The 20,154-nt window shown below is 71.9% G+C and carries 19 protein-coding genes; 4 read left to right on the top strand and 15 right to left on the bottom strand.

From position 1 onward, the window contains the following. Positions 1 to 81: 81 nt before the first annotated feature. From ACWGIH_RS38175 to ACWGIH_RS38185, 3 genes are read right to left on the bottom strand one after another with little or no spacing between them, the layout of a single operon-like run. On the bottom strand, positions 82 to 645 hold the full coding sequence (locus tag ACWGIH_RS38175) for a CchlQ (protein ID WP_453448525.1): 564 nt from the start codon (positions 643 to 645) through the stop codon (positions 82 to 84). Between the two features lie 58 nt (positions 646 to 703). Continuing rightward, positions 704 to 1,987: an SWIM zinc finger family protein gene (locus ACWGIH_RS38180; RefSeq protein ID WP_453448524.1), complete on the bottom strand. Its 1,284-nt coding sequence runs from the start codon at positions 1,985 to 1,987 to the stop codon at positions 704 to 706. Next, positions 1,984 to 4,842 (bottom strand): DEAD/DEAH box helicase, encoded by a 2,859-nt coding sequence (locus tag ACWGIH_RS38185; protein WP_453448523.1) that lies wholly within the window; start codon positions 4,840 to 4,842, stop codon positions 1,984 to 1,986. The genes ACWGIH_RS38180 and ACWGIH_RS38185 overlap by 4 nt, the downstream gene beginning before the upstream one ends. A 549-nt stretch (positions 4,843 to 5,391) precedes the next feature. Between ACWGIH_RS38185 and ACWGIH_RS38190 the strand changes: the two genes are divergently transcribed. After that, positions 5,392 to 5,817: a RidA family protein gene (locus ACWGIH_RS38190; RefSeq protein WP_453448522.1), complete on the top strand. Its 426-nt coding sequence runs from the start codon at positions 5,392 to 5,394 to the stop codon at positions 5,815 to 5,817. Between the two features lie 9 nt (positions 5,818 to 5,826). Here ACWGIH_RS38190 and ACWGIH_RS38195 read toward each other — a convergent pair whose 3' ends face one another. From ACWGIH_RS38195 to ACWGIH_RS38205, 3 genes are all read right to left on the bottom strand, one after another. Continuing rightward, positions 5,827 to 6,867: a glycoside hydrolase family 6 protein gene (locus ACWGIH_RS38195; RefSeq protein WP_453448521.1), complete on the bottom strand. Its 1,041-nt coding sequence runs from the start codon at positions 6,865 to 6,867 to the stop codon at positions 5,827 to 5,829. 306 nt (positions 6,868 to 7,173) lie between these two features. After that, on the bottom strand, positions 7,174 to 7,908 hold the full coding sequence (locus ACWGIH_RS38200) for an aspartate/glutamate racemase family protein (protein ID WP_453448520.1): 735 nt from the start codon (positions 7,906 to 7,908) through the stop codon (positions 7,174 to 7,176). Further along, entirely contained in the window at positions 7,908 to 9,383 is a 1,476-nt protein-coding gene (locus ACWGIH_RS38205; protein ID WP_453448557.1) for an NCS1 family nucleobase:cation symporter-1, read from the bottom strand. The genes ACWGIH_RS38200 and ACWGIH_RS38205 overlap by 1 nt, the downstream gene beginning before the upstream one ends. Positions 9,384 to 9,602: 219 nt before the next feature. Here ACWGIH_RS38205 and ACWGIH_RS38210 point away from each other — a divergent pair, with 219 nt between their 5' ends. Beyond that, complete coding sequence (locus ACWGIH_RS38210; protein WP_453448519.1) at positions 9,603 to 10,328, top strand: GntR family transcriptional regulator; 726 nt, start codon at positions 9,603 to 9,605, stop codon at positions 10,326 to 10,328. Positions 10,329 to 10,362: 34 nt separating this feature from the next. Here the strand turns inward: ACWGIH_RS38210 and ACWGIH_RS38215 are convergent, their stop codons facing one another. The 3 genes from ACWGIH_RS38215 to ACWGIH_RS38225 are packed head-to-tail and all read right to left on the bottom strand — an operon-like array spanning position 10,363 to position 14,470. Then, on the bottom strand, positions 10,363 to 11,574 hold the full coding sequence (locus ACWGIH_RS38215) for an MFS transporter (RefSeq protein WP_453448518.1): 1,212 nt from the start codon (positions 11,572 to 11,574) through the stop codon (positions 10,363 to 10,365). After that, on the bottom strand, positions 11,571 to 13,097 hold the full coding sequence (locus tag ACWGIH_RS38220) for a YfcC family protein (protein ID WP_453448517.1): 1,527 nt from the start codon (positions 13,095 to 13,097) through the stop codon (positions 11,571 to 11,573). The genes ACWGIH_RS38215 and ACWGIH_RS38220 overlap by 4 nt, the downstream gene beginning before the upstream one ends. Next, positions 13,094 to 14,470: a M20/M25/M40 family metallo-hydrolase gene (locus ACWGIH_RS38225; RefSeq protein WP_453448516.1), complete on the bottom strand. Its 1,377-nt coding sequence runs from the start codon at positions 14,468 to 14,470 to the stop codon at positions 13,094 to 13,096. Before ACWGIH_RS38225 ends, ACWGIH_RS38220 begins: the two co-directional genes overlap by 4 nt. Before the next feature lie 168 nt (positions 14,471 to 14,638). Here ACWGIH_RS38225 and ACWGIH_RS38230 point away from each other — a divergent pair, with 168 nt between their 5' ends. Continuing rightward, positions 14,639 to 15,103, top strand: a complete 465-nt coding sequence (locus ACWGIH_RS38230) for an RNA-binding S4 domain-containing protein (RefSeq protein WP_453448515.1) — start codon at positions 14,639 to 14,641, stop codon at positions 15,101 to 15,103. 106 nt (positions 15,104 to 15,209) lie between these two features. Here the strand turns inward: ACWGIH_RS38230 and ACWGIH_RS38235 are convergent, their stop codons facing one another. The 3 genes from ACWGIH_RS38235 to ACWGIH_RS38245 form a co-directional block, all read right to left on the bottom strand. Continuing rightward, on the bottom strand, positions 15,210 to 15,674 hold the full coding sequence (locus ACWGIH_RS38235; protein ID WP_453448514.1) for a DoxX family protein: 465 nt from the start codon (positions 15,672 to 15,674) through the stop codon (positions 15,210 to 15,212). A gap of 99 nt (positions 15,675 to 15,773) precedes the next feature. Continuing rightward, on the bottom strand, positions 15,774 to 16,466 hold the full coding sequence (locus tag ACWGIH_RS38240) for a class I SAM-dependent methyltransferase (protein WP_453448556.1): 693 nt from the start codon (positions 16,464 to 16,466) through the stop codon (positions 15,774 to 15,776). Positions 16,467 to 16,536: 70 nt separating this feature from the next. Further along, the gene (locus ACWGIH_RS38245; protein ID WP_453448555.1) at positions 16,537 to 17,439 is read right to left on the bottom strand and encodes an acyltransferase domain-containing protein; all 903 of its coding nucleotides are present in this window, start codon (positions 17,437 to 17,439) and stop codon (positions 16,537 to 16,539) included. 246 nt (positions 17,440 to 17,685) lie between these two features. On the opposite strand from ACWGIH_RS38245, the gene ACWGIH_RS38250 reads away from it, so the two are divergent. Further along, positions 17,686 to 17,946, top strand: a complete 261-nt coding sequence (locus ACWGIH_RS38250; protein ID WP_453448554.1) for a DUF6343 family protein — start codon at positions 17,686 to 17,688, stop codon at positions 17,944 to 17,946. Here ACWGIH_RS38250 and ACWGIH_RS38255 read toward each other — a convergent pair. From ACWGIH_RS38255 to ACWGIH_RS38265, 3 genes are all read right to left on the bottom strand, one after another. Continuing rightward, on the bottom strand, positions 17,943 to 18,311 hold the full coding sequence (locus tag ACWGIH_RS38255; RefSeq protein WP_453448513.1) for a tetratricopeptide repeat protein: 369 nt from the start codon (positions 18,309 to 18,311) through the stop codon (positions 17,943 to 17,945). The genes ACWGIH_RS38250 and ACWGIH_RS38255 overlap by 4 nt on opposite strands. An 81-nt stretch (positions 18,312 to 18,392) precedes the next feature. After that, complete coding sequence (coaE, locus tag ACWGIH_RS38260; protein ID WP_453448512.1) at positions 18,393 to 18,995, bottom strand: dephospho-CoA kinase; 603 nt, start codon at positions 18,993 to 18,995, stop codon at positions 18,393 to 18,395. Between the two features lie 60 nt (positions 18,996 to 19,055). Then, positions 19,056 to 19,994 carry a PAC2 family protein gene (locus ACWGIH_RS38265; protein ID WP_453448511.1) on the bottom strand — a complete coding sequence of 313 codons (939 nt, stop codon included), beginning with the start codon at positions 19,992 to 19,994 and terminating at the stop codon, positions 19,056 to 19,058. Positions 19,995 to 20,154 lie beyond the last annotated feature (160 nt).

Raw genomic sequence — 20,154 nt, forward strand, 5'->3', positions numbered from 1 at the left:
CGCGATGTGACGATCTCGCGGACGAGCGCGACCGCACGACGGGCCGAGCCGGCCCGCCGAGTGGACAGAGGGCGTCCCGCGTCAGGCGCCGCCCCGCGACTCCCCCCGGCACAGCGGGCAGCGGTCCCTGCCGTCCCAGCTGGACCAGCCGAACTCCTCGGGCGAGAGGGACTGGCCGTCGAGTTCCTTGCGTACGGCGACGCGATAGCCCCAGACGCTTCCGATGTAGGGGTGGTAGGCCGCGTGGAAGGCGGGTGAGGTCTGCGTGGCGCCGGTCGCGACCGCCTTCCGGAGGGCGCGCAGCCGCTCGAACATCACCTGGCCCGCGCCGGCGACGGCGGAGCTCGCGTCGATGAACAGCCGTTCCCGGACCTCGTAGATCGTGGCTTCCGTCAGTGCCGCGCGTGTGACCGCGTCGAGATCGCCTTCTCCGTCGCCTCCCGGCGCACCGGGCCCCTGAGCGATCTGCCGCAGGCGCGAGTGACACCCCTCCGCGGCGCTGATGAACTCGATGTAGACCGCCCGCCGCCGCTCGTTGAGGCCACGGCCCGCCTCATGACGGTGACGCAGGTGGTCGGCCAGAACCGTGCCGGTGATGGCGATGGAACCACCGCTCACCGCGGCGACGAGCGTCCCCCAGTCCACTGCTCCCCCAAGCGACGATCACGGCATCGAGATCTGGAATCTACCCTCGGGCTCGCTCTCAGGGACAGATCGTCGTGCTCAGGGCTCCCACCGGGTCCTCGTCCGCCTCCCCCTCCGGCCACCAGTCGTCACGCCCCGCCTCGCTGCGGTACGGGTACCAGCGGCCGTCCCGGCCGAAGCGGAGTTGCAAGGAACCCCGCGCGTCCGTGAGGTGGTTCCGGTGGATCGTCATGCGCGGGAGGTCCGCCGCGAGGAGCGCGCCCCTAGCTCGGTCGAACGGGCCCGCCGGGGGATCCCACGGGGATTCCAGGACCGCCAGGCCCTCCTCGCCGCCCTGGCGCCAGGCCGCCGCAGCGCGGGCGAGGTCCGCGGGGGTGTGGTCCACCGACTGTGCCAGTTCGGCGAATGGGCGGCTGAAGCTGCGGCGGCCCGTGAGGCCGGGGTGGGAGGCCGCGAGGCGGACCGCGTCGTGCCAGGGGTCGGTGGTGGGGAACGGGTCGGCGCCCGTGGTCAGGTACGCGTGGGCCCGGTTCGCCGTGTCCGTGGCCAGGAACTCCAGGGACGTGGCGCTGGGAGCGCCCGGGACCGACGGGAGGAGCGGGGGTTCGCCCGGGTGGGCGGGGGGTGCGAGCGGGGGCGGGAGCGGGGGGCGGTACTCCGTGGACAGGACGTCTCGGGCCAGGGTGCCGGGGAGCGCTTCGGGGGTCGCACCCCGCGTGGTGGCGGACTGCTCGCGCGCCGCCTGGTGCGCGTTCCGCTGGGCCAGTTCGTCGAGGAGCGCCTGCTCGTCCCCGCCTCGCAGGAGGAGGAGCACGAAGGGGTCGGCATCGAGGAGCCTGGCCGTCTGGTAGGTGAGCGCTGCCGCGTGCTTGCAGGGCCGGCCGTGGTCCGGGCAGGTGCAGGAAGGCACCAAGTCGCCCGGTCCTGGCAGCAGTTGGACCCCGGCTCGCTCCGCCGCGTCCACCAGTGCGTGCGGCATGTCCTTGTCCAGGAGCGCCGCGATGTGCGCGGGTTCCGTGGCCACCGCGTCCAGGAACCCGTCCCAGTCCTCCGGCGCGAGGGTGCGCATACGGATCTCGGCGCGGTAGGGGCGCGGGCGGCTGCCGTGCACGTACGCCACGATGCGGCCCGGCGCCACGGTGATGGTGTCGACGTGCCCCTCCCGGGCGTACGCGCGCCCGCGGGCCAGGCGCCCCGCGTCGAGCGATGTCCCCTCCAGCGCTCCGATCCAGGCGTTGCCCCACCAGGAGGTGGCGAACGGTGCCTGGGGGTCCGGGTGCCGGGGCAGTGGGGGGAAGACCCGGTTGGCGCCGGTCGCGCGACCGCGCGCCCCGGCCCTCACGACACCCTCCGCAACGACACCAGGTCCGCAAGCTCCGCATCCGACAGCTCCGTGAGCGTCGACTCGCCGCCCTCGCCGAGGACCGCGTCCGCCAACGCCTGCTTCGCGGCGAGGAGTTCGGCGATGCGGTCCTCCACCGTGCCCTCGGTGATCAGACGGTGGACCTGGACCGGCTGGGTCTGGCCGATGCGGTAGGCGCGGTCCGTGGCCTGTTCCTCCACCGCCGGGTTCCACCAGCGGTCGTAGTGGATGACGTGGCCCGCCCGGGTGAGGTTGAGGCCGGTGCCCGCCGCCTTGAGGGAGAGGAGGAACACCGGGACCTCGCCCGACTGGAAGCGGTCCACCATCTCCTCCCTCCGCTTGACGGGCGTACCCCCGTGCAGGAGTTGGGTGCCGATGCCGCGCCCTGACAGGTGCGATGCGAGGAGGCGGGCCATCTCCACGTACTGCGTGAAGATCAGTACGCAGCCGTCCTCCGCCAGGATCGTGTCGAGGAGCTCGTCGAGGAGTTCGAGCTTCCCCGAGCGCGAGCGGCCCGCGCGCGTGGCGAGCGCGCCGTCCTTCAGGTACTGCGCCGGGTGGTTGCAGATCTGCTTCAGCGCCATGAGGAGTTTCATGACCAGGCCCCTGCGCGCGATGCCATCGGATGCCTCGATGCGGGCCAGCGTCTCGCGTACGACCGCCTCGTAGAGCGACGCCTGTTCGCGGGTGAGTGTCACCGGGTGGTCCGTCTCCGTCTTGGGAGGAAGCTCCGGGGCGATGCCCGGATCGGACTTCTTGCGGCGCAGGAGGAAGGGGCGCACCAGGCGGGCGAGGCGGGCCATCGCCTCGTCGTTCTCGGCGAACTCGCCGCCCTCCGCCAGGCGGGCGTGGCGGGCCCGGAACGACTTGAGGGGGCCGAGGAGGCCCGGTGTCGTCCAGTCCAGCAAGGCCCACAGCTCGGAGAGGTTGTTCTCGACCGGGGTGCCGGTGAGGGCCACGCGCGCCGCTGAGGGGATCGTGCGCAGCGCCTTCGCCGTTGCCGCGTGCGGGTTCTTGACGTGCTGGGCCTCGTCGGCCACCACCAGTCCCCATTTGTGGGCGGCCAGTTCGGCGGAACTCGTACGCATCGTCCCGTACGTCGTCAGGACGAAGCCGCCGTCCAGGTCGCCGTCCAGGCTGCGGCCCGTCCCGTGGAAGCGTCGCACCGGGACCCCCGGCGCGAAGCGCTCGATCTCCCGCTGCCAGTTGCCCAGCAGCGAGGCCGGGCAGACCACCAGCGTCGGTTCCGGCCTGGCCCGGTGCAGGTGGAGGGCGATCAGCGTGACCGTCTTGCCGAGGCCCATGTCGTCGGCGAGGCAGCCGCCGAGGCCGAGGGAGGTCATGCGGTCCAGCCAGGCGAGGCCCCGGAGCTGGTAGTCGCGGAGGGTGGCGGCGAGCGCGGGCGGCGGGGTGACGGTGCGCAGGTCGTCGGTCAGGCGTTCCCGCAGGCGGGCGAGGGCGCCGATCGGGACGGCCTCGACGCGCTCCCCCTCCACCTCCGCCGTTCCCGTCAGCGCGACGGACAGCGCGTCCACCGGGTCCAGGAGGCCCAGGTCCCGCTTGCGCGCCTTGCGTACGAGTTCGGGGTCGACCAGGACCCATTGGTCACGGAGGCGTACGACGGGGCGGTGCGCCTCCGCCAGGATGTCCATCTCCGCCTCGGTGAGGGGGCTCCCGGTCCCGTCACCTTCGCCGTCTTCTGAACCGAGCGCCAACTGCCACCGGAATTCCAGCAGTTGCTCGGTCTTGAAGAAGTCGAAGTTGTCGGCCGCGGTGCCGGGTGCGGGGCGTACGACCGCGGTCGCCGTCAGGCCGCGCGTCAGCTCGCGGGGCCAGTGCACGGCGACTCCCGCGGCGGCGAGCCTGGTCGCCGCCGTGCCGAGGAGTTCGTACAACTCACCCTCGCTCAGGGGGAGTACGTCGGGACGCGGCCGTTCCAGGAGGCGGGTCAGCGGCGGCCATACGCGGGCCGCGCGCCGCACCGCGAGCAGCGTGTCCACGCGGGCCCGCGGCCCGAAGTGGTCGGCGCCCGACCAGAGTTGGGCCGCGTCCGCCACGAGGGTGGGGTCGGCGAGGCTGTGCACCTGCACGACGGCCGCGGCCGGGCTCGCCATGCTCTCGCCGGTGTCCCCCGTCCGCCCGCCGTCAGGTACGCCGCCGGGTACGTCGTCGGTCGCCCCGTCGAACACCTCGTGCGCCTGAAGGTCGAGCCGCAGCGACACGCGTACGCCGGCGTCCATCCCGGCAGCCACTTCCGCGGCCCACTCCCGCGCGCCCGGCAGCCGCTGCGGCTCGCGCGCGGCGAAGGGCGCGCCGACCGCGTGCGCCGCGGCGGGCGTACGCGGCAGGGTGTCCACCACGGCGTCGATGAAGGCCCTGACCAGGGCGAAGGGCTCGGGGAGCAGGAGGGGCCTGCTGCCCGGCAGCGGTACGGCGTGCGCCTCGGCCGGCATCGCCGCGGCGATGGCCCGCAGCTGTGTGACGTCGGCGGCGTCCAGCGGCCCCGCCCGCCACGCGTCGAGATCACCGCCGGTCAGCCCGGGCAGCAGCCTGCCGCGCGCGGCCAGATGCAGGGCGTGCCGGGCGGCGGCGGCCCAGCAGGCCACGGCGGGGTGCGGGGACGCGGCGCGCAGCAGTAGCGGGAGGGCTTCCGCCACGGGCAGGGTCAACGCGGGGACGGTACGTGTACGGACGCCTTTGCCGTGGGGGCGTACGACGGCGATGTCCTCGTCGACGGCACGGGTCAGCGGGTTCTCCCCGCCGGGAGGCACGCCCTGCCCGGCGGCACCACCAGCGGCGGCTGCCTCAGCCGTGGCTCCGGCAGCATGGGCCACACCGGCACCAGGCACTCCGCCCCCGGCAGAACCGAGAAACCGGGCGTTGCCACCACCGGGCGCTCCGCTCCCGACAGCGCCAGACGGCCTCGCCACGCCGGCTCCGGACTCCTCACCCCCGGCAGCTCCAGGCGGCCCGGCCCCCGCGGCACCGGACTCCCCACCCCCCGCAGAACCAACCGCCCCGCCCCCGACAACGCCCCGAACCCCGGCCAGACCGCTTCGGGAAGTACCCTCCGGGGACCAGAACGCGATCCGGCCCTCCCTCGGCACCTCGGCCGGAAGGAACACCGCGGCGCACGAGCGCACCAGCTCCGCGAGCAGCGGCTCGGCGTCAGTGGAAGGCCCGGCGTCGGCGGCGTCCGTGCTCGCGGCGACCCCCGCCCTCACGTGCACCACCTCGCTCACCCTCAGTCACTTGCGCGCCATTCCCGCACCTCAGCCTAGGCCAGCCGCTCGGGGGCCGGCGCCGGGCGGCAGGGGGCGACGCGGCCCGCCCCGGCGGAATTCGGATGCGCCCCCGCACCCCGCTCCCCCAGGATCGGGCCCATGACCACCACACAGCGCACCGTCGTGCCCACCCTCTTCCCGCCGCCCGGATACGCCCACGCCGCCCTCGTCGAGGCCGGCACCACGCTCGCCTTCATGGCGGGTTCCGTGCCCCTGGATCCGGAGGGGAACCTCGTGGGAGAGGGAGACGTGGCACGCCAGACCGGACAAGTCATCGCCAATCTCGACGAGGCCCTGCGCGCGATCGGCAGTGATTTGACGCAGGTGGTGGCCAGCACGGTGTACGTGGTGAGTGACGAGCCGGGCCCGCTGAGCGAGGCGTGGGAGGTGATCCGTGCCTCCGACCTGCTCGCGAAGGGCCCGCACACCTCGACGCTGCTCGGCACGACGTGCCTCGGCTACCCCGGCCAGCTGGTCGAGATCACCGCCACGGCCGTGGTCCCGGACACGCCGCCCGCCGCCTGATGCGCTCGGCTACCCCTGTGCCCTGCTCGCGAGCCCCAGCGCGTACTCCGGCCACCACTGCCCGGCCTTCGGCCCGCCCCGGCACGTCCCGTCGGACTCGCCGGGCCGCTTGATCCACAGGTAGGCGTCGAGGGCGGGGTCACCGGTGGCGGCGGTCGGCGGGGTGCCGAGGGCGCGGCCCGGGGGGTTGCACCAGGGCTTGTCGCCGTCGCCGGTGTAGGTGCCGTTTCCGTTGCGGCTACTGTCCACGACGAAGTGCTTGGCGCCGCCGAGTGCCGTGGCGATGCGGCGCCCGTACGCCGAACTCTCGGCGTTCGTATGGAAGTTGGACGTGTTGACGGCGAATCCGTCGGCCTTGGCGATCCCGGCCTGTCGCAGCGGGGCGACGAGGCGCCCTTCGTCGGGGATCCAGCCGGGGTTGCCCGCGTCCAGGTAGACCTTGGTGTGCGGACGGGCCTTGAGCCGGTCGACGACGTGGGCGAGCAGGCCGTACCGCTCGTCGGCGTCGGCCTTCGCGCAGCCCGCGATCTCCTGCGCGACGGCGTCCGGTTCGACGATGACGTACGCGGCGCGGTCGCCGATGCCCGCGGCGAGTTCGTCGGCCCACTGCCGGTACTCCGAGGCGGTCGCCGCCCCGCCTCCGGAGTAGTCGCCGCAGTCGCGGTGCGGGATGAAGTACGCGACAAGCACGGGGGTGCGCCCTGCCGCGGCGGCCGCGACCGTGACGGCGCGGGCGGTGGGCCCGGGGTCGGCGGCGTACAGCCAGACGGCCTGGGGGCGGTCCGCGATGCGCTGGATGAGCTGGGCGTCGGCGGTCCGGCCCTGGTTTCGCCATGCGGTGACCTGACGGGCGGCGGCGCTGTTCGGGTCGACCCAGAATTCGGTGGCCGGCGGGGCGGACGCGGGTCCCTCTTCGTCACGGGGGCCGACGCCGTCCGCCTGAGCGGCGCCGGACGCCACCGCGCTCACCAGGAGGGTGGCGGCGAGGAGACGGGCGAGGCGGGGGCGGGTTCGGCCGGGTGATCGGAAGGGCGGCTGCGACTGCGACACCGGGCACCTCCAGTTGTTCGGCGCCGGACGGGCCCGGCGCGTTCCCCGGAGTCTGCGGTGGTCGGGCCGCTGCCATGCCTCCTGCACCGCCGGACGGGCGACAGATGACCGCGAGAATCACTCCGACGGCCGCGCCAAGTCCCCACCCGCAGCGAACGCTTGGCATATCCACCGACGCCTGCCCGCTCAACCTGGGCCTGACAACCGACCACCCATGAGCAGCCACTCCAGCCTCGGCCACGATCTCGCCACGGGCCCGATCAGGCACACCCGGAAGTACGCGCACCCGGGGCGGGGTTGGCCAAGTCACCGGTATGACCCGCGATCACCCCACCCCCGTCCCCAAATCCGTTCCTTGGGCAAGGGTTTGGCGTAGCCGCCCGCCCGGCTCGTGGTCAGGCCCAGGGTGATCAGGGACTCGGCGAGTTTCACCGCCGCGGCCACTCCGTCGACCACCGGCATGTCGAGAGCCGTGCCGACCTTCTCCTGCAGGCCGGTCATCCCCGCGCAGCCAAGGACCAGGACCTCGGCGCCCGCGTCACGGGCCCGCTCGGCGGCGGCCAGGAAGGCTCGGGCGGTGATCTCGGAGTCCCCGAGGTCGAGGACGCCGAGCCCGGTTCCGACCACCGCCGCGCAGTTCTGCGCGACGCCCGCCGCGTGCAGGCTGTCCTCGATCTGGCCGCGCGCCCGGTCGAGGGTGGTGACGACGCCGTACCGCCGCCCGAGCAGACAGGCGAGATGCGCGGCGGCCTCGGTGATGTCGACGACGGGCACGTCCAGGAGTTCCCGGGCGCCCTCGCGTCCGTGCTCGCCGAACCCGGCCATGACCACGGCGTCGTACGACTCCTCGTATCCGCGCAGGGTGTCGAGGACGGCGGCCGCCGAGAGGTAGCTGTCGAGCCATCCCTCGGCGGACTGAGGCCCCCAGGCGGGGGTGAGCCCGGTGATCGTGGTGCCGGGAGCGGCCGCGCCCCTGGCACCCCGCACGATCTCCTCGGTCATCGCCCGCGTGGTGTTGCAGTTGGTGACGACGATGCGCACTAGGCCTCCACCTCCGCCGCTTCCGTGAGCGCCGCGGTCCGCTCGGCGCGGCACAGCGCCGCGTACAGCAGCGCGGCCGTGGCCGTCCCGATGAACCAGGAGTACGGCGCGACGTAGTCGAAGAACGGCACGAGCGCGCACACCGCGGCGACACCGGCGGTCGGCACGAACGCCCCCAGCGCCTTCGGGTTGACTCCCCTCTTGTAGTAGTACGCCGATCCGGGCTCGGCCTTGAAGAGCGCCTCGGCGTCGATGCGCCCGCGCTTCACCCAGAAGTAGTCGACCGCGATGATCCCGAACAGCGGTCCGAGGAAGGCGCCGAGCCCGCCGAGGAAGTAGTTCACGACGGTCGGATTGGAGTACAGGTTCCACGGGGTGACGAGCAGGGCCGCGACCGTGGAGATGAGTCCGCCGATCTTGAAGGTGATCTTCTGCGGCCAGACGTTGGCGAGGTCGTACGCGGGCGAGACGAAGTTGGCCACGATGTTCACGCCCATCGTGGCGACCGCGAAGGTGAGCGCCCCGAAGATCAGCACCCAGGTGTTGCCGATCTCGGCGACCAGTTCGGCGGGGTCGGTGATCGCCTTGCCGAAGACCTCCAGGCTGCCCGCGGTGACGATGACGGAGAGGATCACGAAGGCCGTGGAGTTGATGGGAAGGCCCCAGAAGTTGCCGCGCTTGACGGTGCGGTAGTCGGGGGCGAAGCGCGAGAAGTCGCAGAAGTTGAGCATCAGCGTGCCGTACGTGGCGAGGATGAGCCCGATGGCGCCGAACCACTGCCGCACCTGCTCACCGGTGGAGACCGGGTTCGGGGTGCTGGTGAGCGAGATGGTCCAGCCGGCCTTCCAGAGGATCCACACCGCCAGGGCGATCATCACGACCCAGATGGCGGGCCCGCAGAAGTCCTGGAACTTCCGTACGGATTCCATGCCTTGGGTCATGATCAGCCCCTGGACGAGCCAGAGGGCGACGAACGAACACCAGCCGAGGGCGTGCAGGCCGAGGAAGGAGTGCTCGGTCCACGCGTCCAGGCCCGGGAAGGCGGCGATCAGCATGACGTTGACGGCGATGGATGCCAGGTAGGTCTGGATTCCGTACCACATGATGGCGATCACGGCCCGGATCAGGGCGGGGATGTTGGCGCCCCAGACGCCGAAGCTGATGCGGCTGACGACGGGGAACGGCACGCCGTGGCGCTGGCCGATGCGTCCCATCATGTTCATCCCGGCGTAGATGAGCACGAAGCCCACGAGCAGGGAGGTGAAGATCTGCCAGACGTTCAGGCCGAGGACCAACAGGCCTGCCGCGAAAGTGTAGTTGCCCAGGTTGTGGACGTCCGACATCCACAGGGCGAAGAGGTCGAAGACCTTCCACTTGCGTTCGACGGAGGGGGCGAGGTCTTCGTTGGTGAGGCGGGGGTCGGGCACGAAGTCGGTCTCGGCGCCCGGGGAGTCGGCGCGTCGGGCGGGAGTCACGGGGGTGAGGGACACGGGGCCTCCTGCGAAGGGGGACGGAGGTGCGGCGTGCGGGGGGACGGGGGTGCGTCGCGGGGGGACAAGGATGTGGCGTTCTTTGGTATACCAAAGTTTGGTATACCAAAGATTCCGTCATGCTCCCGCCCTCAGGAGCGCCCGGCAATGTCCGTACGGTTACGAATCGGTAAATCGATGCGAGGTTCGGCAATGATGGACCCCATGACGACCGTGGAGCAGCCGCTGGCCGCCGTACGCGAACGAGTGCTCGCCGAGCTGCGGCAGGAGATCATCGCCGGGCGCCTGGGGCCGGGTGACCGCCTGGTCGAACGGGAGCTCGCGGAGCGCCTGGGGGTGTCCAGGGTTCCGGTCCGCGAGGCGATCCGTGCCCTGGTGGCCGAGGGCTTCGTCACCTTCGAGACCCCGCGCAGAACCGTGGTCCGCCGTCTGACCCGTACCGACGTGGCCGAACTCTTCGAGCTGCGCGAGGCGTTGGAGGTCTTCGCGACGGGGCGCGCGGCGGAGCGGGCCACGAAGGAGGGACTCGCCGAGCTCGCCGAGCTGCTCGACCGCGCGGCCGAGGCGACGCGCACGGCGGACGCGGAGGCGATCACGGACATCAACACGCGCTTCCACGACCGCCTCCTGTCGATGGCGGGGAACGGCCTGCTGACCTCGGTCATGGAGCCGGTGGACGGGCGTCTTCGGTGGATGACGCGGCGCAATGAGGAGTGGACGCATCTGCTCGCGGAGCACCGGGAGTTGTACGAGGCGGTGGCGTCCGGGGACGCGGAGCGTGCGCGTGACGTGGCGCTGGCCCACGTGCAGACCAACTACCGCTCCACGGTCCGGCATCTGTTCGGCGAAGAAGCCGAAGGAGCCGTAGAAGGCGAATCGGGCGAATCAGGCGAAGAAACAGACCGGGAGAGCGCCGGCCGGGCCGGATGAGGCATCCGGCCCGGCGGGTTCGCGGAACGCCGGGCTACTGGGCCCGCAGCCCCCGCATCCGCCCGTACGCGTACACACAGCCCGCGAGCGCCAGGTCCGAGAGCAGCATGAAGCCGATCGAGTACGAGTCCTTGGCGCTGTAGATCGCGCCCATGACGAGGGGCGGGACGAAGCCTCCGAGGCCGCCCATCGCGCCCACGATCCCGGTCACGGAGCCGACCTGTGCCTGCGGCGTCACCTGGGAGACGAGGGCGAAGACGCTGCCGCTCGCCGTGCCGAGCCCGGCCGCCATGACCAGGAAGCAGATCGTGCCGCCCGGGTTCAGTGACGGTTCGAAGGCCTGGGCGATGGCGAAGACGGCGACGACCGCGAGGGCCCACGAGGTGACCGTCGCCGGGTGGATCCGGTCGGAGAGCCAGCCGCCGATGGGCCGGAAGATGACCGTGACCAGCGCGAACCCGGCCGCCTTGGTGCCCGCGTCGGTGGGCGAGAGGTCGTACCAGGTCTTCAGGTACGTGGGCAGATAGACCCCGAAGGCGACGATGCCGCCGAAGCCGATCGCGTACAGCGCGGACAGCTCCCACGTCACCCGCAGCCGCCCCGCCTCACCGAGGCGCGTGGTGAGCGGACTCGTCGGCACCGGACGGTCGGGGCGGTCGGAGATGAGCAGCGCCGCGAGCACCGCGTAGGCCGCCAGCGCGATCGCCACGACCAGGAAGGGGAGGTTGTCGCCGTGCTTGGCGATCCGGGGCGTGAAGTAGCCGGAGAGCGCCACACCGCCCATGCCCATCCCGAAGACACCGAGCGCGAAGCCGCGGTGGGCCGGCGGGAACCAGGAGTTGACCAGCGGGATGCCGATCGCGAACGTCGTCCCGCCGAGGCCGAGCAGGAAACCGACCGCGAGCATCGCGACGTAGTTGTCCCTGGCCGGGATGATCAGCAGCACCGGCACGATGGTGAGCGCCGAGACCAGCGGGAACATCAGCTTGGCGCCGTAGCGGTCGGTGAGCGCCCCGACCGGGACGCGGCCGAGTGAGCCGACGATGACCGGCACGGCGACCAGCAGGGACTGCGCGAACGAGGAGAGCCCGAGCCGCTCCCCGAAGTCGCTGCCGAGCGGTGCGATCAGGTCCCACGCCCAGAAGGTGAGGGTGAACCCGACGGTGGCCACGACGAGATTGCGGTAGGCGGCGGCCGACGGACGGGCCGCGGCGGGCGTAGCTGTAGCTGGTGCGTTCGTTGTCATGTGAGAGCCGCTCCAAGCGCCACGAAGGCGCAGATCAGGACGAACAGGATGGCGAGCAGCGGCCACACGAAGCGCAGGTACTTGTCGTAACCGACCTTCGCGAGTGCGACGCCGCCGATGGTCACGGCCGTGGTCGGGACCCAGAGGTTCATCCAGCCGCTCGCCGCCTGCCAGGCCGTGACGACGACGGAGCGCGAGACCCCGGCGAAGTCGGCGAGCGGGGCGAGGATCGGCATGGCGAGGGTCGCGTGGCCCGAGGTGGACGGGATGAGGAAGGCGAGCGGCAGGTTCACGACGAAGACGATGATCGCGAAGAGGCCGGAGGACGTGCCCTTGACCACACCCTCGATGGAGTGCAGGACGGTGTCCGTGACCTTCGAGTTGTTCATGATCACCGTGACGCCGCGGGCGAGCACGATGACCAGCGCGGGCGAGATGAAGTCGGCGGCGCCCTGGATGATCGTCGAGCTGAGTCGCTGCTCGCCCATCCGTGCCACACACCCGACGAGTACGGCCGCGACGAGGAAGAGCGCCGCGAGCTGCGGGAAGGACCAGTCGAGTTCGAAGCCGTACGGCTTCGCGTCCGCGTTGCCCGTCAGCGCGCTCGACCAGGGCACCACCGAGAAGATCATGAACGCGAAGACGAGCGCGACCAGGACGAGCACGGCCTTGTGCAGGCGGGTCAGTTCGGGCACCTCGCCCGCGTCGGCGGCGGTCTGCTCCCGGTCACCGGGCAGGAAGCCGGAGAGGGAGCGCGCCGGGTTCCGCTGTACGCGCCTCGCGTAGCGGATGACGTAGGCGATGGTGACCGCGGTCAGGACGATCCACATCGCGAACCGCAGAATGATGCCGTCGCCGAGCGAGATGTCGGCGGCGGACGAGGCGACGCCGGTCGCGAACGGGTTGACCGTCGAGCAGAGCACGCCGATGCCGGCGCCCAGGATGATCGCGCCGACCGCGACCATGCGGTCGTAGCCGAGAGCGAGCATCAGCGGCACGATGAGGCCGTAGAAGCCGAGCGTCTCCTCCGCGAAGCCCTCGACCGTGCCGAGGACGGAGAAGACGAGCATCACTCCCGCGATCAGCATCGCGCCGCGCTCGCGCAGCCGGTGCGCGAGGCGGCCGATGCCGCGGTCGAGGGCGCCGGTGGCGAAGACGACGGTGATGAACGCGCCGATGGCGAGCACGAACAGGAAGACGCCCGCGCTGCCGTACAGCTCACCGGCCATGTCGGGCCCGACCACGCCCGACTTCTCGTCCTGGATGCCGTACAGGCCGTTGACCGGGGCGAGGAAGAGGTCATTGAGCCGGTCGACGAAGGTCTGGCCGGAGTCGACGCGGTGGTAGCTGCCCTGGACGGGGGCGCCCTTGTCGTCGCGGTCGTAGGCGCCGGACGGGATGAGGAAGGCGAGCAGCCAGACGGCGACGGTGACGATCGCGAGGATGGTCAGGGCGCTGGGGAAGGTGAACTTCCTTTTGCGCCCCGGTTCTTCCGTTCCGGGGTCGGTCGCGGTGGTGCTCATGCGCCGCCCTCTTCGTCGCCGGGGGTGGCGCCGAAGCCGGCGGCGTACTCACGCACGAAGGCCGTCATGGCGACGACCGTGTTGCGCAGCTCGGAGAAGAGGACGCGTTCGTTCGGCGCGTGCAGGTTGCACATGCCGTCCTGGGCGCCGAAGAGCAGGACCTCGGCGCCGGGTGCCGCCTCGGCGAGACCGTTGACCAGCGGGATGGAGCCGCCGGTCGCCACGGACGAGGCCTCTTCGCCCCAGGCCTCCTTGAGTGCGGCGCGGGCGGCGCGGTAGGCGGGTCCGCCGGTGGCCGCCTCGTAACCGGGGCCGGTGTCACCGGGCGTGACGGTGAGGGGGACGCCGAAGGGAGTGAGCGAACGCAGGTGCTCGACCAGCTTCGCCTGGGCCTCCCGCGCACCCTGACGGGGATGGAAGCGGAGGTTCAACTTGGCGCGCGCGTACGGCACGACGGCCGACGCCGCGTGCTCGACGCTCGGCGCGTCCAGGCCGATGACGGTGATCGCGGGGCCGCTCCACAGCCGTTCACCGAGGCTGCCGCTGCCCACGAGCGGCACTCCGTCCACCACCCCGGCGAGCTCGCGGAACTCCTCGTCGGTGTAGCCCGTGCCGCTCCACTCCTCGCGCCGCAGCCCCTCCACGGCCACGTCTCCGTGTACGTCGTGCAGAGTGGCGAGGGCCTTGAGCAGCACGAGCAGCGCGTCGGGCGCCGCGCCGCCGAACTCCCCGCTGTGGCGCGGCTCGTCGAGGGTGCGCACCTCCACCACGACCTCGGCCGCGCCGCGCAGGGCGGTGGTGAGGGTGGGGGTGCCCGGCCGGAGGTTGCCGAGGTCGGCGACGACCATGGCATCGCAGGCGAAGCGCTCCGGGTCGGTGGGCGGGTATGCGTCGAAGGAGCTGCCGTACTCCTCCTGGCCCTCGATGACGATCTTGATTCCGACCGGCGGGCGGCCGCCGTAGGCCCGCAGCATTCCCAGATGCGCGATGACGTTGGACTTGTCGTCCGCGATGCCGCGGGCGCGCAGGCCGCCCCCTCCCTCGTCGATGGGAGTCGGCTCGAAGGGCGGCGACTTCCACAGGCTCTCGTCGCCGGGCGGCTGGACGTCGTAGTGCCCGTAGAGCAGGACCGTGGGTGCCTCGGGGGTCGGCGGCGGGATCTCCCCGTAGATCACGGGCGCGGTGTCCGGCAGGTCGAGCTGTTCGACATGGGGCACCCCCGCGTCCCGCAACAGCTCGACCACCAGGTCGTGCGCCTCTCGCACCGGTGCGGACGGGAAGCCGGGGAAGGCGATCGACGGGATCGAGGCGAGGCGTACGAGGTCGGCCCGCAACGTGTCCATCAGGCCATCGACAGTGGCTTCGAGCTTCATGGGCGGCACCCCTCGGTCTACGTCCCGCTTTGCGGCGAATAGGCCGAATTATCGGACTTCGAGGGGAGCGGTTCCCGTGCGGCTCGCCGGGCGGGCGGGGATGCCGCACTGCTGCCGCACAGCCCGCACCCCGGCCCTGAACCACCGGGCAGGCACTAAAGTCGGAGCATGGCTTCGCAGAATGCAGGCGGTGGCGGCGGTAACGGGTCCGGTGGTGCACCGGCGGGCACGGCCACGGGCAGCGGTGGCGCGGGTACTGGCGGGGGCTCGGTGCGCGTCGACGCCTGGATCTGGTCCGTACGCCTGGTGAAGACCCGCTCCATGGGCGCGGCGGCCTGCAAGGGCGGCCATGTGCGCGTCAACGGCGAGCGCGTGAAGCCCGCTTACGGCCTCCACGTCGGTGACGAGGTGCGCCTGCGCCACGCGGGCGGCCGCGAACACGTCGTCGTCGTCAAGCGCCTCATCCGCAAGCGCGTCGGCGCCCCGGTGGCCGTCGAGTGCTACGTCGACAACAGCCCTCCCCCGCCGCCCCGCGAGGCCGTGGCCCCCGCCGGCGTACGGGACCGGGGAACGGGCCGCCCCACCAAGCGCGACCGCCGCGAGCTGGAACGACTGCGCGGCATCGAGGGCTGACGACGCCCCTGTCCCGGTGTTGGGGGCTCACCCGCGGTGCGGCCGAGCCCTCAACACCGGGACAGGGGCTTGAGCAGGGGCGGAACTCCACCCCGGTGCCCGGGTTTCACTCCCCGCGCCGCGCGAGGAGACGGACCAGCTTCGGCGTCTGTTCGCGCCGCGCCCACGCGATCCACGCGAGCGGCAGGATCAGGATGGGCGGCGTGGCGGCGTTCTCCCCGCCGAGCGCGGACACGCTCACGACGAACGCGCCGATCATCAGCCCGACCAGGGCCGTCGCACCGACGGAACTGAGCACCGGAATCAGCAGCGCGATCCCGCCGAGCACCTCGAGCGCGCCGATCGTGTACATCCCCGGATCGCCCCATCCGAGCCTCTCGAAGGCCTCGACGGCTGTGGGGTGCGCGATCAGCTTCGGTGCGCCGCTGGCGAGAGCGAAGAACAGGCCGAGCACCACCTGGACCGTGCGCAGGGTGATCCGCACGGAGCGGCGGCCCCCGACGGTGGTGGTGCGGGTGGAGGCGGTGGAAGCGGCAGTGTCAGAAGCGACGGAAGTGGCGGCCGTGGTCATGGTGATCTCCTCGGTGAGCAGGGGGTGTTGTGCTGTCACCTGGATAGACCGGGCCGCCCCACAGAACTCATCGGCCGCAGCACACCATCTCTGTACGAATCAGCGGATCGGCAGCGCCCGGACCCAGACCCCGTCCTCCGTCAGGTATTTGTCGACCCTCAGCCCTGCCTCCTCCAGCGCCTGCTCGAACTCCTCCTGCGTCAGCGGCCGGGCGCGGAACGTCTGGGTCCATACGGCGTCCGGGAAGACGTACTCCGCGCGCACCTCGTTCACGCCGTCGCCGAGGGGCTGCGCCGACAAGATCCGCACCGTGTAGCCCGCCGGGTCGACCCGCTCCCTCGGCAGGTTCGTGTGATAGTCCGCGCCCTCCCGCTGGATCAGCACACAGCCGTCGTCCGTCACATGGCTGCGGCAGGCCCGCAGCATCCCGCGCCGGACCGCCGTGTCGCCGTCGTGCACGAGGAACGACGCGAGCATCACCACCTCGAACCGCTCCCCCAGGTCGAGGGCCTCGATCGGGCTCCGGACCGTACGCACCCGCCCGTCGAGCGCGGAGACCTTCTCCAGCATCTCGGCGGACTCGTCCACCGCCGTGACCCGGAACCCCCGCTCCAGCAGGGGACGCGTCACCCGTCCCGCGCCGCAGCCCAGCTCCAGGATGTGCGCCCCGGCCGGCACCGCCGCGGCGATGACGTCGGGCTCCTCCCCGACGGACAGGCGCGTGTAGAGCTCGACCGCGCAGCCGTCCGGCGTGATCGCTCCGGGCCCCGTCCCCGCGTATCCCTCACGCATCTCAACAGTCATGCCACCTCAACGAAGCGCCCCGGGGGCCCGTTCCCACCACGCCCCGAACCCTCGCGGTCTACAGCGGGAACCAGCCACGCCCCCCGTACCAGTGCCCGCCCGCCCGCAGGTGGTCGCCCACGGCCCGCTCCACCCGTGTGCGCCTGGGCAGTTCGGCCACGGGGAGGTCGCCGTCGCCGAAGACGAAGGCGACGGGTGCCGCGTCGTCCGCCTCCGGCTCATAGCCGGAGGCCTGGCGGAAGCGCTCCTGGAAGCGGACGATGTTCGAGTCCGCCGGAAGGTACTGCCTCAGCTGCGGATCGAGCAGCCAGGAGTGGCACGCGGCTGTCTCATATCGTTCCTCGGGGAAGTGCCGCGCGAAGAACTCCCGGGCCAGCGCGATCGACCGGTCGCAGGACTCCGGTGACAGCGGGCCACGGAAGTCGGTGATGTGAAGGTTCAGGTAGGGGTCGCCGGGTCCCGCGCGGTGCCCCGCCGCGGTAGCCGCGCCGCCCATCCGCTTCCCGAGAACCGCGCGCTGGAACTGCAGCCGGCCCAGCTGGTAGAGCTCGCCCCGGAAGTGCAGGGAGTTCCAGCTCGGGTGCAGAAGGCCGGGGCCGCCACGCGCCCTGCGGTGCACCGCCATGTGCCGCCCGAGATCCGCGAGCGTACGCCGGGAGGTGTCGTCAGGGATGCCTCGGCTCCGGTGATACGCGCGCACGTACGGAAGCGCCGCCACGAACACATACACGTAGAAGAAGGTGCCGAGTGCGCCCAACTCCGGTGGCAGGGGCGGGTACATGGGGCCGGCCCCGGGCTTTCCCAGGTCCCGCACCGTCCGGTCGACGACCCGGTCCAGCAGCCAACGCGCTTCCGGGTCCCGCGCCATCCGGCCGCGCAGGGCCACCAGGTCGTTGATGTCCTCGTGCGGCACGGCCAGGTCCAGCAGTACGTCCGGCAGCTCGTCGGCAGCGGGCAGCACCGCCTCGGCCCGGGGCTCCCGCACCCCCTCGAGATCCGTCAGCCACGCGGCGAGCCGCTCGTCCGTCCTCGCCCGGTTCCTCAGTACGTCCAGCACAGCCATACCCCCGATCGTCGCATCTACGATCTTGGGGCCTCGGGCCCTTCCGGTCCACCGCCCCCGGGTGGATCCTGGAAGGTGGAGACGTCCCGGGAACAGGGGTGAACAGGGAGGACAGGGCGGACAGGGAGGAGATGGCCTCTCATGATGCGCACAGGCAGTGAACCGGTGACCGCGCGCAGTCCGCTGCGCATGCGTTTCTGGCTCAGCGTGTGGGGTCTGATCTGGGCCACGTTCGGCACCGTCGCCTTCGCCGTGACGGGCCGTCCCGGGTGGGCAGCGGTGTGCGGCGCGCTCTGGCTGATCGTCACCGCGGACCTGGTGATGGTCCTGCGCCACATCCGCCAGGGCCCGCACTACCAGCCGGGCCGCGACATCCCGCCGTACGAACCTCCGGGAGCCGGTTAGCCGTCGTCGTCGAAGCGCGCCGCCGCCAGGTACTCCGGCTGCGGGTCGAGCGCCGCGGCCAGCCGGAAGTGGCGCCGCGCCTGGTCGGGCCGCGCCCCGCGTTCGTAGGTGCGGGCGAGTGCGAAGTGGGCGAACGCGTTGTCCGGCTCACGGTCCAGGACGACGTTGAACTCCAGCTCGGCAGCGCGGAGTTGAGCGGCGGCGAAGAAGGCGCGGGCACGCAGCAGCCGTGCCGCGGTGTTCTCGGGATGGGCCGCGATGACCTTGTCCAGCAACTTCACGGCGCCTCTGGGGTCCCGGGCGGCAAGGAGCTGCTCCGCCGCACGGAAGTCGATGACATGAGTCTCCGGGGTTATTTCGGGCACGCGTGACTCCTTCCCTCACTGCACTGTGTCAACGCCCCTCACGGCGCCCTCTATTCCACTCCCCGCCGCTTCCCGCCCCCGCTAGGCCGCCCGCGCCCGCCGCGCGAGATCCGCCCAGACATCGCCGACCCGCTGCTCCAGGCCTTCCAGCGGGCCGTCGTTGTCGATCACGAGGTCGGCGATCTCCAGACGCTTCTCGCGCGTGGCCTGGGCGGCCATCCGCGCGCGGGCGTCCTCCTCGCTCATGCCGCGCAGCCGCACGAGGCGGTCCAGCTGAGTCTCGGGGCTCGCGTCGACGACGACCACCAGGTCGTACAGGGGTGCCAGGCCGTTCTCCGCGAGCAGCGGCACGTCATGGATGACCACCGCGTCCTCGGGAGCGGCCTCCTCCAGCTCGGCCGAGCGGGCGCCGACCAGGGGATGCACGATCGCGTTCAGCGCGGCCAGCTTCGCGGGGTCGGCGAAGACGACCGAGCCGAGCTTCGGCCGGTCGAGGGTGCCGCCCGGAGCGAGAATCTCCTGACCGAAGGTCTCAACGACCTTGGCCAGGCCGGGAGTTCCGGGCTCCACGACTTCCCGCGCGATCTTGTCGGCGTCGATCAGCACGGCTCCCGAGGCGACGAGGAGACGCGATACTTCACTCTTGCCGGCGCCGATACCGCCGGTCAGGCCCACCTTCAGCATGACCGGCAGCTTAGGGGGTGGCATCACGCTCCGCCTTCCCGGCCGCGGAATGCCCCTCCGCTACGCGTCGCCCTCCCGCTCGGCGAGGAAGCGCTCGAATTCCTGACCGATCTCGTCGGCCGACGGAATGTCCATGGGCTCCGCGAGCATGTTCCCGCGCGCGTCGCCGCCCGCCGCCGCGTCGTACTGGTGCTCGAGCCCCTGGACGAGGGCGACCAGTTCCTCGTCGCCCTCCTGGATCTGCCGGTCGATCTCGGTCTGGGTGCGGTGCGCCTCCGTACGCAGGCCGTGCGCGACGCTCGGCAGCACGAGGCCCGTCGCCGCGGTGATCGCCTCCAGGACCGTGAGGGCGGCGTCCGGGTACGCGGAGCGCGCGATGTAGTGCGGGACGTGCGCGGCGACACCGAGCACGTCGTGGCCCGCCTCCAGGAGGCGGTACTCGACGAGCGAGGCGGCACTGCCCGGCACCTGCGCCTCGTCGAAGGGGCTGCGGTGCCCCGGCACCAGGTCGGTGCGGTTGCCGTGCGGCGTGAGGCCCACGGGGCGGGTGTGCGGCACGCCCATGGGGATGCCGTGGAAGTTCACCGCGAGGCGCACGCCGAGGCGCTCCACGATCTGCTCGATCGCCGCCGCGAAACGCTCCCACTCGATGTCGGGCTCGGGCCCGGAGAGCAGCAGGAAAGGCGCTCCCGTGGCGTCCTGGAGCAGCCGCACCTCGAGCGCGGGCACCTCGTAGTCCGTCCAGCGGTCGCGTCGGAACGTGAGCAGCGGGCGCCGCGCGCGGTAGTCGACGAGACGGTCGTGGTCGAAGCGTGCGACCACCTGTCCGGGCAGGCTGTCCGTGAGCCGCTCGACGATCTGGTCGCCGGTCTCGCCCGCGTCGATGTAGCCGTCGAAGTGGTAGAGCATGACAAGGCCGGCCGATTCCTGGGCGAGCGCCATGTCGACGACGGCAAGGCCCTTCGGCTCCCATGCGTACAAATCCTGCGGATCAAGCACTGTGACCGCTCCTCGCCCTCTTCGTCGTGACTCGTACAACAGAACGCCCGCGGCGACGCGCGCATTCCCTCCGCCGCCTCTTCACGGCGGCTTCTTGCGGCACGGCGAATCCCCGCGGGGGACAGTCGAGTTCACGACGGCGGCGAGCGAACGCACCGCG

It is taken from the genome of Streptomyces sp. NPDC054872, from assembly GCF_053610705.1.